Here is a 12,081-nt window from a genome sequence, read left to right as displayed (position 1 = left end):
AACCGTCGACCTCTTGCATGCCATGCAAGCGCTCTCCCAGCTGAGCTATAGCCCCTCATCGCTGAGGACGGGGCGAATCTTAATGGCGCATCGGAAAGCTGTCAAACTTATTTTTAACAATTTTCAAAATTTTTTGCCGCCATAACAATCACTTACCGCCCTCCCCCCCGAAAAATGGGGGTGTTGCCGAAGAGCAGGATCAAAAGATCGCAGCCTCCGGCGGCTCCTGCACGGGGTCAAACACCTCAGGCGATAGCACCCAGGAGCTTTTCCCACTCTTTGTTTTCTTTCTTCGACACGCCACCGAGCAAGTCGATAGCCTGGCGCAGACGGAAACGCGTCAGGTCCGGGCCGAGGATTTCCATCGCATCCAGCACCGACACCGAGCTGGCCTGGCCAGTGATTGCCGCGAACATCAGCGGCATGGCATCACGCAGCTTCAGCTCCAGGGATTCGACCACCGCCTGAATGGTTGCCGTGATGCTGTCCTTCTCCCACTGACGCAGGCTTTCGAGCTTCCACAGGATCAACTGCATCAACTGGCGAACCTGATCGCCCGAGAGTTTCTTGGATTCGAACAGCTTGGCATCCGGGGTCACGCCACCGGCGAAGAAAAATCCGGCCAACGGTGCGATCTGACTGAAGGTTTCAACCCGCCCCTGCACGTGCGGTGCGATCTTCATCATGTATTCAGGGTTCAGCGCCCAGGTCTGCACGCGACTGGCAAACTCTTCCACCGGCAGATCACGCAGCCATTGGCCGTTGAGCCACGACAGCTTCTCGATGTCGAAAATCGGCCCACCCAGGGAAACGCGCTTGAGGTCGAAGTTGTCGACCATCTCTTGCAGCGAGAACTTCTCGCGCTCGTCCGGCATCGACCAGCCCATGCGACCGAGGTAGTTGAGCATCGCTTCCGGCATGAAGCCCATGCGCTCGTAGAACGTGACCGAGGTCGGGTTCTTGCGCTTGGACAGCTTGCTCTTGTCCGGGTTACGCAGCAGCGGCATGTAGCACAGCTCTGGTTGTTCCCAGCCGAAGTACTCGTAAAGCAGGATCAGCTTCGGCGCCGATGGCAGCCACTCTTCGCCGCGCAATACGTGGGTGATGCCCATCAGGTGGTCGTCGACCACGTTGGCGAGGAAGTAGGTCGGCAGGCCGTCGGTCTTCATCAACACTTGCATGTCCATGCGATCCCACGGGATTTCGACGTCGCCACGCAACATGTCCGGCACCACGCAGACGCCTTCGGTCGGCACCTTCATGCGGATAACGTGCGGCTCGCCAGCGGCCAGACGGCGCGCGACTTCTTCCTTGGAGAGCAACAGCGCACGGCCGTCGTAACGCGGGGTTTCGCCGCGGGCCATTTGTTCGGCGCGCATCTGGTCCAGCTCCTCGCTAGTGCAGAAGCACGGGAACGCGTGACCCAGATCGACCAGCTGCTGGCAGTACTTCTGGTAGATGTCGCCACGTTCGCTCTGGCGATACGGACCGTGCGGGCCGCCCACATCCGGGCCTTCGCTCCAGTTGATGCCCAACCAGCGCAAGGCATCGAAAATCTGCTGTTCGGACTCGCGGGTCGAACGCAATTGGTCGGTGTCTTCAATCCGCAGGATGAACTCACCGCCATGCTGCTTGGCAAAGCAGTAGTTGAACAAAGCGATGTAAGCGGTGCCGACATGGGGATCGCCGGTAGGCGATGGCGCGATGCGAGTGCGGACGGTGGTCATGGCATGTCTCGAAAGAATATAAAAAGCGGAGATGAAACAAAGGGCGAATGGTAACAGGCGTTGCCCGCCCGGCTCCAGTGAGCAGGGCATTTAAGCCAACGTTGGGGCTACAAAAGGCTCTGGCACCGTTCAATGGCTGATTATCAATAAGTGGCATTTACCGCTTATCGGCTATATGACAGATTCGAGTACTGATAAATCTCCTTACACTTTCTCGACTACAGTCTGCTCATGCCTGCCCAACTCAAGCGTCGCCTGTTTACTTTCCTGCTGATCGTCCTGCTGGTTGCCGGGGGCTTCTTCGCTCAATGGTTCTTCAAGGGACGGTTTTACGAAAGCACCGATAACGCTTATGTCCAGGGTGAAATCACCCGTGTCTCCAGCCAGTTGGGCGCGCGCATTGAGGAAGTGCTGGTACAGGACAACCAGCACGTCGAAAAAGGCCAACTACTGATCAAACTCGAAGGCGATGACTTTCATCTCGCCGTCGACCGCGCCAACGCGACCCTCGCCACCCGCGAAGCCGAGCGCCTGCAAGCCCAGAGCAAACTGATCCAACAAGCCAGCCTGATCGCCGCCAGCGAAGCTCAGGTCAGTGCCAGCCAGGCCACCCTCAGCCGCTCGCAAATCGATTTGTCCCGCGCGCAAACCCTGCGCAAACCGGGTTATGTCTCGGAAGAACGGGTGACCACCCTCTCCGCCGACAACCGCATCGCTCGCTCGCAAGTCGCCAAGGCCCAGGCTGACGCCCAGGGCCAGCGTCAACAGGTCAACGCCTTGACGGCCGAGATCAAACGCCTGGACGCCCAGATCGCCAACGCCAAAGCCGATCTGGCGCAGGCCCAACTGAACCTGACTCGCAGCGAAATCCACGCACCGATCAGCGGCCTGATCGGCCAACGTGCCGCCCGCAATGGCCAATACATACAGGCTGGCGCTTACCTGCTGTCGATCGTCCCGGACCAGGACATCTGGATTCAGGCCAATTTCAAGGAAACCCAGATTGGCCACATGCAGCCCGGCCAGAAAGCCGAATTGACCTTCGATGCCTACAGTGACACACCGATCGAAGCCCGGGTCGACAGCCTGTTCGCCGCCTCCGGCGCGCAGTTCAGCCTGCTGCCACCTGACAATGCCACCGGCAACTTCACCAAAGTCGTGCAACGAATTCCGGTAAAACTGACCTTTGCCGCCGACAACCCGCTGCACGGCAAGATCCGCCCGGGCATGTCGGTCACCGTCAAAGTCAACATCAAAGACCCTGGCGATGGCCAGTGATCAACTGATCCGCCCGGTCGGCGAACCGACCCGACGGGACTGGATTGCAGTGATGAGCGTGATGCTCGGCGCCTTCATGGCGGTGCTCGACATCCAGATCACCAACGCCTCGCTCAAGGACATTCAGGGCGCGCTGTCAGCGACACTGGAAGAAGGCTCGTGGATTTCCACCTCGTACCTGGTGGCGGAAATCATCATGATTCCGCTCACCGCGTGGCTGGTGCAACTGCTCTCGGCACGACGCCTGGCGGTGTGGGTTTCGCTGGGTTTTCTGGCCGCCTCCCTGCTCTGCTCGATGGCCTGGAGCCTGGAGAGCATGATCGTGTTCCGCGCCTTGCAGGGCTTCACCGGCGGCGCACTGATCCCGCTGGCCTTCACCCTGACGTTGATCAAACTCCCCGAACACCATCGCGCCAAAGGCATGGCGATGTTCGCCATGACCGCGACCTTCGCGCCCTCCATCGGCCCGACCCTCGGCGGCTGGCTGACGGAAAACTGGGGCTGGAAGTACATCTTCTACATCAACATCCCGCCGGGGCTGATCATGATCGCCGGCCTCATGTATGGCCTGGAGAAGAAAGAAGCCCACTGGGAATTGCTCAAAAGCACCGACTACATGGGCATTCTCACGCTGGGCGTTGGCCTGGGGTGTTTGCAGGTGTTTCTTGAGGAAGGCCATCGCAAGGACTGGCTGGAGTCGAACCTGATCGTGACGCTGGGTTGCATCGCCCTGCTGAGCCTGATCACCTTTGTGATCGTGCAAGTGTCCAAACCCAATCCGCTGATCAATCTGGGCATCTTGCGCAACCGCAACTTTGGCTTATCGAGCATTTCCAGCCTGGGCATGGGCGTAGGGCTGTACGGCTCGATTTATCTGCTGCCGCTGTACCTGGCGCAGATCCAGAACTACAACGCCTTGCAGATCGGCGAAGTGATCATGTGGATGGGCGTGCCGCAGCTGTTCCTGATTCCGCTGGTGCCGAAACTGATGAAGTTCGTTTCGCCGAAGTGGCTGTGCACGCTCGGCTTTGGCCTGTTTGGCTTGGCGAGCATTCTGTCGGGCGCGCTCAACCCCGACTTCGCCGGACCGCAGTTCAATCAGATCCAGCTCGTCCGCGCGCTGGGCCAGCCGCTGATCATGGTGACCATTTCGCTGATCGCCACCGCCTACATCCTGCCGCAGGATGCAGGCTCCGCTTCGAGCCTGTTCAACATTCTGCGCAACCTCGGCGGCGCGATTGGCATCGCCCTGCTCGCCACCCTGCTGGATGCCCGAACCAAGACTTACTTCGACTATTTACGCGAGTCGATCGTGCCAACCAACCCGCAGGTGGCCGAGCGCATGGCGAGCATGACCGATCGGTTTGGCAGCGAAATGGCCGCGCTGGGCAAGCTCAGCGAGATCACCCATCAGCAAGCTTTGATCATGGCCTACAACGATGCGTTTCACTTTGTCGGGATTGCGCTGGGGGTGAGTATGCTGGCGATCCTGCTGACCAAGGCATTGCCGCCTGGGTTGAAGGCTGGAGAAGCCCACTAGTCGCAGCTGATCGTTCCCACGCTCCGCGTGGTAATGCATCCAGTGACGCTCTGCGTCACAGCGGACGCGGAGCGTCCGGGGCGGCATTCCCACGCAGACCGTGGGAACGATCAAGTCCAGCCACTACAAAACTCAGACGGTCAACAACCGCTCGCGCATCTTGGCAATTTCGTCGCGCGTCTGTGCGGCGGCTTCGAACTCCAGGTCGCGAGCGAGCTGGTACATCTTCTCTTCCATCTGACGAATGCGCTTGGAGATTTCGCTCGGCGAGCGCAACTCGTTTTCGTATCGGGCACTTTCCTCGGCAGCCTTGGCCATGCCTTTGCGCTTCTTGCTGCGCGAACCGGGCACGGTGGCGCCTTCCATGATGTCGGCAACGTCCTTGAATACACCTTTCGGGGTAATGCCATTGGCCAGGTTGAAAGCGATTTGCTTGTCGCGACGACGCTCGGTCTCGCCAATCGCCCGCTCCATCGACCCGGTGATCCGGTCGGCATAGAGAATCGCCCGGCCATTGAGGTTCCGCGCCGCGCGACCGATGGTCTGGATCAGCGAACGCTCGGAACGCAGGAAGCCCTCCTTGTCGGCATCGAGAATCGCCACCAGCGACACTTCCGGCATGTCCAGGCCTTCACGCAGCAGGTTGATCCCCACCAGTACATCGAAGGTGCCCAGACGCAAATCGCGGATGATCTCGACCCGCTCTACCGTATCGATGTCCGAGTGCAGATAACGCACGCGCACACCGTGGTCGGCAAGGTAGTCGGTCAAGTCTTCGGACATGCGCTTGGTCAGCGTGGTGACCAACACCCGCTCCTCCAGCGCCACACGCTTGGTGATTTCCGAGAGCAAGTCGTCGACCTGAGTCAGCGCTGGACGAATCTCGATTTGCGGATCGACCAGACCGGTCGGCCGCACCAGCTGCTCAATCACTCGACCGGCGTGCTCCGCCTCGTAGTTGCCCGGTGTCGCCGAGACGAAAATCGTCTGCGGACTGATGCTTTCCCACTCGTCAAAACGCATCGGCCGGTTGTCCAGTGCCGACGGCAGCCGGAAACCGTATTCGACCAATGTCTCTTTACGCGAACGGTCACCCTTATACATCGCGCCGACCTGCGGCACGCTGACGTGGGATTCGTCGATCACCAGCAAGGCATCGGCGGGCAGATAGTCAAACAAGGTGGGAGGCGGCTCACCGGACTCGCGGCCCGAGAGGTAGCGCGAGTAGTTTTCGATACCGTTGCAGTAACCCAGCTCCAGGATCATCTCGAGGTCAAAACGGGTGCGCTGCTCCAGACGTTGGGCTTCCACCAGCTTGTTGTTGGAGCGCAGGTATTCCAGGCGCTCCTGCAGCTCGACCTTGATCCCTTCGATGGCTCCCAGCAGGGTTTCTCGCGGCGTTACATAGTGGCTTTTCGGATAGAAGGTGAAACGAGGCAGCTGGCGAATCACTTCGCCGGTGAGCGGATCGAAAGCAGAAATCTTCTCCACCTCATCATCGAAGAGCTCAATACGGATCGCTTCAAAATCGGATTCCGCCGGGTGGATATCAATCACGTCACCACGCACGCGGAAGGTCGCGCGGGCAAAATCCATGTCGTTACGGGTGTATTGCAGGTCAGCCAAACGGCGCAGCAAGGCGCGCTGATCGAGCTTGTCGCCACGATCGACGTGCAGCACCATTTTCAGATAGGTTTCCGGGCTGCCCAGACCGTAGATGCACGACACTGTGGTGACAATGATCGCGTCCTTGCGCTCCAGCAGCGCTTTGGTCGCCGACAATCGCATCTGCTCGATGTGGTCGTTGATCGAGGCGTCTTTCTCAATGAAGGTGTCCGACGACGGCACGTAGGCTTCGGGCTGGTAGTAGTCGTAGTAGGAAACGAAGTACTCCACCGCGTTGTTCGGGAAGAACGCCTTGAACTCGCCGTACAGTTGCGCCGCCAGCGTCTTGTTCGGCGCCAGCACCAGCGTCGGTCGCTGCACCTGGGCGATTACGTTGGCGATACTGAAGGTCTTGCCCGAACCGGTCACACCAAGCAACGTCTGGTGCGCCAGCCCGGCCTCGATGCCCTCGACCATCAAACGGATGGCTTCCGGCTGATCGCCGGCGGGCTCGAAGCGGGTGACTAGCTGGAATTCAGACATATCGTACCTATTGGTTTCCAAGGAGCGACGCACTCCGGCGCTGGCGGGCGCGCCAGAACGGTGAAGGTCGCTCACGACGAATGTCGCAGGGAAAAATCATGATAACCGTTGATGTGGTGCCGAATACCTCTAGTTTCAAGGCAAACGTCCTACATGCCCCTAAGCCATTGACATGACAATAAGGCTAACGAGCAAAAAATAATCCGAAAAAACCTGCCCGAAAAGCGGAAACGCCTGTCGCCGCGCCCGGTATAGGCCTCTATACTAGCTCCCCGTTTGTGCACCGCTCTAGTGCATTCGGCTGGAGCGCCACACGTCCCTCCACATTTCATTCAGAGCTGCCGCAATAATGAGCCTCTTCTCCGCTGTCGAAATGGCACCACGCGATCCAATCCTGGGCCTCAACGAAGCATTCAACGCTGACGCCCGTACCAATAAGGTCAACCTGGGAGTCGGTGTTTACTGCAACGAGGAGGGGCAAATTCCACTCCTGCGAGCCGTTGTCGAAGCCGAGACGATTCGCGCTGCTCAACATGCTTCCCGTGGCTACTTGCCGATTGACGGTATTGCCGCCTACGACCAGGCCGTGCAAAAGCTGCTGTTCGGCAAAGACTCGTCACTGCTCGCCGCTGGCCGGGTTGTCACCACTCAGTCCGTCGGCGGTACCGGCGCACTGAAAATCGGCGCTGACTTCCTCAAGCAACTGCTGCCGAACGCCGTCGTTGCCATCAGCGACCCAAGCTGGGAAAACCACCGTGCACTGTTCGAAACCGCCGGTTTCCCGGTGCAGAACTATCGCTACTACGACGCCGCGACTCACGACGTGAACCGCGCCGGCCTGCTGGAAGACCTGAACGCCCTGCCAGCCGGCTCCATCGTTGTGCTGCACGCCTGCTGCCACAACCCGACTGGCGTCGACCTGAGCCCGGCAGACTGGAACAACGTGCTGGACGTGATCAAGGCGAAAAACCACGTGCCGTTCCTCGACATGGCCTATCAGGGCTTTGGCGACGGCATCGACGAAGACGCCGCTGCCGTGCGCCTGTTCGCCGAGTCGGGCCTGAACTTCTTCGTTTCCAGCTCGTTCTCCAAATCGTTCTCGCTGTACGGTGAACGTGTTGGCGCGCTGTCGATCGTCAGCGAATCGAAAGAAGAAAGCGCTCGCGTGCTGTCGCAAGTCAAACGCGTGATCCGCACCAACTACTCCAACCCGCCGACCCACGGCGCAGCGATCGTTGCGGCCGTACTGAACAGCCCTGAACTGCGCGCCCAATGGGAACAGGAACTGGCCGAAATGCGTCTGCGCATTCGCGGCATGCGCCAGCAGATGGTCGATTTGCTGGCGAAAAACGCGCCTCACCAGGACTTCAGCTTCGTCGGTCGTCAACGCGGCATGTTCTCGTACTCCGGCCTGACAGTTGAGCAAGTCACCCGTCTGCGCAACGAGTTCGGCATTTACGCCCTGGACACCGGCCGCATCTGCGTTGCCACACTGAACCAGAGCAACATCGACGTGGTGACCAAGGCCATCGCTCAGGTGATCTAAACCACACGCGCAACAGAAAAGGGGAAGCCGTCTGGCTTCCCCTTTTCGTTGGCGAGCAGATAATTATCAACACTGCGAACGAGCACTCTAGACTGCACACGTACTGCGTATTTCCGATACTTCAGAGAACCGACATGAAAAACGATGATTTACGCGCTGACCGCGATGAAGACCTGGATCACTTCGTGCCGCGCCCCCAGAGCAAACGCAGCAGCGGGCTGGTGTGGCAGGTTGCCTTGGGCGTATTTCTTGGCGGCCTGGCCCTGTGGCTGGTGCAACTGGCCGCCACGTCGCTGTATGCAAAGCTCTTGCTCGGCACCTTCACCTTCGGCGGTTAAGGTCGATCAGCCCGCCAGTTCGGTTGAACGCTGACTGGCGGCGTCGTCATAAGCCACATACAGCGATTCAGCGACCTGGCTTTTGATCGCTTTGGTGCTTTCCAGCCCCAGCACAAATCCTTCAGCCTTGCCGCCAGCGCGATTCAGCTCATCAGCGGTGCTCGCCTGAGTGATTGCATCGAAGAGCTTCTCGGCATGCGGCCCGACACCTTTCGGCAGGCTGATCTGAGCAATGCTCATACGAACACCTCGCGCAGCATTGACGATGTGAGCAGTGGTTGGTGAGTCATGACGCGTACCTTTTCGGCTGAGGGCCGGTAGCGCGTGAAACCACTTCCGGGGGGCCATGGTAGACCTCTGTCACGATTCTGGTAACCGCCAATGGCTGACAACGCCCTCCTCGCCTGCAGAATCATCACCGTCCACCTGAAAATCTGCCATTCAAGCAATTGATGCTTGACTTGTCCTTTTTAATCAGTAACATACGGCGCATTCCGCGATAGCTCAGTTGGTAGAGCAAGTGACTGTTAATCACTGGGTCCCTGGTTCGAGTCCAGGTCGTGGAGCCAGACAGCAATATCGAAAAGCCCCTGAATCGAAAGATTCAGGGGCTTTTTTGTGGCTGATGGAAAATCAAAAGACCGCAGCCTGCGGCAGCTTCAACGTCTATGGCCGGGGGACACGAGGCAATTCGCGTTTGTGAGCGGTTTTGATGTAGGCACTTTCGATGATCTGCTGCGCCTGCTGCGACACCGCTTCACCCATCAGATACGCATCGATTTCCTCGTAACTGCAACCATATGCCGCTTCATCCAACTTGCCCGGTGCCAGGTCTTCCAGGTCTGCGGTCGGCGCCTTGCGCACCAGATGTGTCGGCGCGCCCAGGGCGTCGGCCAGCAACCGCACCTGGCTTTTGATCAACCCGGACAGCGGCGCCAGGTCGCAGGCGCCGTCGCCGAATTTGGTGAAGAAACCCATCAGCGCTTCCGCACCATGATCGGTGCCGACCACTAACCCGCTGCAAAAGTTGGCGATCGCGTATTGCGCCAGCATCCGCGCCCGGGCCTTGACGTTACCTTTGGCAAAGTCGATGAGTTCGGCTGAAGGCTGCAAACCGTCGATGGCGATATTGGCCATCAGGCCGTCAACACAGTCGGCGATGTTGCTAGTGGTGATCAGGTCCGGCTGGATGAAATCCAGGGAGGCCTGGGCGTCGCGCTCATCGGCCTGGGTCTTGTACGGCAGGCGCACGGCGATAAAGCGCGCCTCATGATCCTCGGCGCGCAGCTGTTCCACCGCCAACTGGCACAGGCGGCCGGCGGTCAAGGAGTCGACGCCACCGCTGATACCGAGCACCAGGGCCTTGCAACCCGACTCGCGCAGCACCTGTTTGATGAAATCGACACGACGGACGATTTCAGTGGCCTCGCCGCCCTGGGCGAGTTGCCGGTCGATGCCCAGTTCCCGGGCGATGCGCGCTTGCTGTTGCATAGTCATATCAGGCTCCCAGTTGTGGATTGATCAGGCTGACATTGAATACCTGGGCCGCGTACCGCAGGAACGAGACATCTTCACAGACGTTCTTGATCGGGTCGTCGGAGAACTTCACCACCGGCTCGCCATGCACCCGTACCAGCTTCATGACGATGCTCAGCGGCTCGACGCCCTCGACATCGCAGGCCAGGCTGGTGCCCATGCCGAAACCGAATCTGGCCTTGCCACGCACGTGGCGCAGGATCGGCAGGCACTTCTCGAAATTGAGACCGTCGGAGAACATCAGGTCCTTGGTTCTTGGATCGATGCCCAGCTCCTTGTAACGCCCCAGCACCTTGTCGGCCCAGACGATCGGGTCACCGGAATCCTGACGCAGGCCGTCATAGAGCTTGGCGAAGTACAGGTCGAAATCCTTGAGAAAGAAGTCGGTGCTGATGCAGTCGGTGAGCGCGATCCCCAGCCTGCCACGGTACTCGCGCACCCAGTTTTCCAACGCGGCGTTCTGGCTCTCGCGCAACCGCCCGAGTTGCTGGTGGACCATCAGCCATTGGTGAGCCATGGTGCCGATCAGCGGCAAGTCGAATTCGTAGGCCAGGTGAGCGTTGCTGGTACCGACGAACACCCCGGGGAAGTCACTGCGCATGACGTTGACCACTTCGCGCTGGGCCCTGAACGACAGGCGCCGGCGGGTGGAGAAGTCCGAAACCCGAAACTCGGCGAGCTCTTCGCGGCTGGCGTTTTTTTCCAGCCATTCGAACTTCTGGTACAGCTTGCGGGTAACGTCGGCCAGCTCGACTTCCGGGTACTTCTCGCGGTTGCGCAGTTCACTGACCATCGCCAGCACCGGCTGCTCGAACATGATGCAGTGCAACATCGGACCACGGACGCGGATGTGCAGTTGGCCGTCGACTTCCGACACGTGGATGTAGCGCAGGTTGAAGCGAAACAGACCGAGGAACTGTTCAAAGTCCGGTGTCAGGTATTCACGGAAACGCTTGTTGAACAGAAACCGCTGCTCACCCTCGCGCAACTGCAGGCCGGCGAGCTTCTCCAGCTCATTACGAATGTCCGGGATCAGGTGCCCGAGCCGCTCTTTCGAGCGCACGATGAACTGGTATTCCACCTCGACGTTCGGGTGCTGGTGCAGCACCGCCTGCATCATGGTGAAGGTGTAGTAGTCGGTATCCAGAAGACTCTGGATGACGCCGTTGCTGCTATCGAATGCACTTTCCATGTTCTCTTCCTTATGCGCTTGCCAGACTGGCGGTTTCTTCGCGGGTCGCGGTAACCGAGATCCCCGCTTGTTGCATGTCTTGAATGGCTTGAGTGGCGCCCTCTTCACTGATGGCCCGGCAGGCTGGCAAGTGGATGATCACCTTGAAGCCGGCGGCGGCCAGTTGCAGAGCGGTGGTCTTGACGCAGAAATCCAGCGCCAGACCGCCGACGATGACCTGCTTCACACCCTGGCTGTTCAGGTACTCGATCACGCCGGTGGACAGCTTGCCGTGCAGGTCGTGGTAGCAGGCGCCGTACGGGTGCAGGTCCGGCTCGATACCCTTCCAGACGAAGTAGTCGTAGTCGTATGGGGTCGGCAGTTCGTCCAGCAGGGTGAAGCCTTCGGTGCCGGGAACACAGTGGCTGACCCAGGTGATATCGGCGTGTTCGAGGCCGGTCGACTGGAACATTTGCGAGTGCTCGGCCACCACCCACGGGGCCTGAGCCGTATGAGCGTCCTTGCTGCCGACACGCAGGCTGGCCAGGGTGGCCATGAAGTTCAGTTCGCTGCCGATTTGCTCGCCACCCATCACGGGCAGCTCATCAGGACACAGCGGCGTGAAGCTCTTTTGCGCATCGACATCGAAGGAAGCGGTTTTCAGGGTCTGGCTGCTCATCTTGGGTCTCTCCTCTGCATGGAACAAAAGGTACACGTCATGTACTTTCATTGCAACACCCGACCATACAAATATTTATGCCGGACATTAATCCTCGTAAATACTATTGATACAAGGG

The 12,081-nt window shown here is 59.2% G+C and carries 10 protein-coding genes and 1 tRNA gene; 5 read left to right on the top strand and 6 right to left on the bottom strand.

Annotation, left to right across the window (positions count from 1 at the left end):
• Window positions 1-245 precede the first annotated feature (245 nt).
• The gene (gltX, locus tag FPT12_RS27215) at window positions 246-1,727 is read right to left on the bottom strand and encodes a glutamate--tRNA ligase (RefSeq protein ID WP_123425716.1); all 1,482 of its coding nucleotides are present in this window, start codon (window positions 1,725-1,727) and stop codon (window positions 246-248) included.
• A gap of 231 nt (window positions 1,728-1,958) precedes the next feature.
• On the opposite strand from gltX, the gene FPT12_RS27210 reads away from it, so the two are divergent.
• Window positions 1,959-3,005, top strand: coding sequence for an HlyD family secretion protein (locus FPT12_RS27210; RefSeq protein WP_145022618.1), 1,047 nt, complete (start codon window positions 1,959-1,961; stop codon window positions 3,003-3,005).
• A 49-nt stretch (window positions 3,006-3,054) separates the two neighbouring features.
• Window positions 3,055-4,545: an MDR family MFS transporter gene (locus tag FPT12_RS27205; RefSeq protein WP_178098927.1), complete on the top strand. Its 1,491-nt coding sequence runs from the start codon at window positions 3,055-3,057 to the stop codon at window positions 4,543-4,545.
• Window positions 4,546-4,677: 132 nt separating this feature from the next.
• Here the strand turns inward: FPT12_RS27205 and uvrB are convergent, their stop codons facing one another.
• A complete protein-coding gene (gene uvrB, locus FPT12_RS27200; RefSeq protein ID WP_145022612.1) occupies window positions 4,678-6,693 on the bottom strand; it encodes an excinuclease ABC subunit UvrB in 2,016 nt (671 codons plus the stop codon).
• Window positions 6,694-7,042: 349 nt separating this feature from the next.
• Between uvrB and FPT12_RS27195 the strand changes: the two genes are divergently transcribed.
• Together FPT12_RS27195 and FPT12_RS27190 are read left to right on the top strand one after the other, a co-directional pair.
• On the top strand, window positions 7,043-8,239 hold the full coding sequence (locus tag FPT12_RS27195) for an amino acid aminotransferase (protein WP_145022609.1): 1,197 nt from the start codon (window positions 7,043-7,045) through the stop codon (window positions 8,237-8,239).
• 134 nt (window positions 8,240-8,373) lie between these two features.
• On the top strand, window positions 8,374-8,577 hold the full coding sequence (locus FPT12_RS27190; RefSeq protein ID WP_145022606.1) for a hypothetical protein: 204 nt from the start codon (window positions 8,374-8,376) through the stop codon (window positions 8,575-8,577).
• 6 nt (window positions 8,578-8,583) lie between these two features.
• Here FPT12_RS27190 and FPT12_RS27185 read toward each other — a convergent pair whose 3' ends face one another.
• Window positions 8,584-8,817 (bottom strand): hypothetical protein, encoded by a 234-nt coding sequence (locus FPT12_RS27185; RefSeq protein WP_019692692.1) that lies wholly within the window; start codon window positions 8,815-8,817, stop codon window positions 8,584-8,586.
• 253 nt (window positions 8,818-9,070) lie between these two features.
• Between FPT12_RS27185 and FPT12_RS27180 the strand changes: the two genes are divergently transcribed.
• Window positions 9,071-9,146, top strand: a tRNA-Asn gene (locus tag FPT12_RS27180).
• A gap of 97 nt (window positions 9,147-9,243) precedes the next feature.
• On the opposite strand, the gene nadE is transcribed toward FPT12_RS27180, so the two are convergent.
• From nadE to FPT12_RS27165, 3 genes are read right to left on the bottom strand one after another with little or no spacing between them, the layout of a single operon-like run.
• Complete coding sequence (nadE, locus tag FPT12_RS27175; RefSeq protein ID WP_145022603.1) at window positions 9,244-10,074, bottom strand: ammonia-dependent NAD(+) synthetase; 831 nt, start codon at window positions 10,072-10,074, stop codon at window positions 9,244-9,246.
• Window position 10,075: 1 nt separating this feature from the next.
• Window positions 10,076-11,305: a nicotinate phosphoribosyltransferase gene (gene pncB / locus FPT12_RS27170; protein WP_145022600.1), complete on the bottom strand. Its 1,230-nt coding sequence runs from the start codon at window positions 11,303-11,305 to the stop codon at window positions 10,076-10,078.
• Window positions 11,306-11,315: 10 nt separating this feature from the next.
• Window positions 11,316-11,963 carry an isochorismatase family protein gene (locus FPT12_RS27165; protein ID WP_145022597.1) on the bottom strand — a complete coding sequence of 216 codons (648 nt, stop codon included), beginning with the start codon at window positions 11,961-11,963 and terminating at the stop codon, window positions 11,316-11,318.
• Window positions 11,964-12,081: the final 118 nt, after the last annotated feature.

The organism is Pseudomonas sp. H3(2019) (assembly GCF_007713465.1).
In the GTDB taxonomy this organism is placed as follows: Bacteria; Pseudomonadota; Gammaproteobacteria; order Pseudomonadales; family Pseudomonadaceae; genus Aquipseudomonas.
Note: the sequence above shows the minus strand (reverse complement) of the source record. Positions and strands in the feature narration are given on the sequence as shown.

Excerpts from the sequence above, each read along its gene's own strand:
- FPT12_RS27165 (WP_145022597.1), bottom strand. The coding sequence starts at position 11,963 with ATGAGCAGCCAGACCCTGAAAACCGCTTCCTTCGATGTCGATGCGCAA.
- FPT12_RS27195 (WP_145022609.1), top strand. The coding sequence starts at position 7,043 with ATGAGCCTCTTCTCCGCTGTCGAAATGGCACCACGCGATCCAATCCTG.
- uvrB (WP_145022612.1), bottom strand. The coding sequence starts at position 6,693 with ATGTCTGAATTCCAGCTAGTCACCCGCTTCGAGCCCGCCGGCGATCAG.
- FPT12_RS27185 (WP_019692692.1), bottom strand. The coding sequence starts at position 8,817 with ATGAGCATTGCTCAGATCAGCCTGCCGAAAGGTGTCGGGCCGCATGCC.
- nadE (WP_145022603.1), bottom strand. The coding sequence starts at position 10,074 with ATGACTATGCAACAGCAAGCGCGCATCGCCCGGGAACTGGGCATCGAC.
- FPT12_RS27210 (WP_145022618.1), top strand. The coding sequence starts at position 1,959 with ATGCCTGCCCAACTCAAGCGTCGCCTGTTTACTTTCCTGCTGATCGTC.
- FPT12_RS27190 (WP_145022606.1), top strand. The coding sequence starts at position 8,374 with ATGAAAAACGATGATTTACGCGCTGACCGCGATGAAGACCTGGATCAC.
- pncB (WP_145022600.1), bottom strand. The coding sequence starts at position 11,305 with ATGGAAAGTGCATTCGATAGCAGCAACGGCGTCATCCAGAGTCTTCTG.
- gltX (WP_123425716.1), bottom strand. The coding sequence starts at position 1,727 with ATGACCACCGTCCGCACTCGCATCGCGCCATCGCCTACCGGCGATCCC.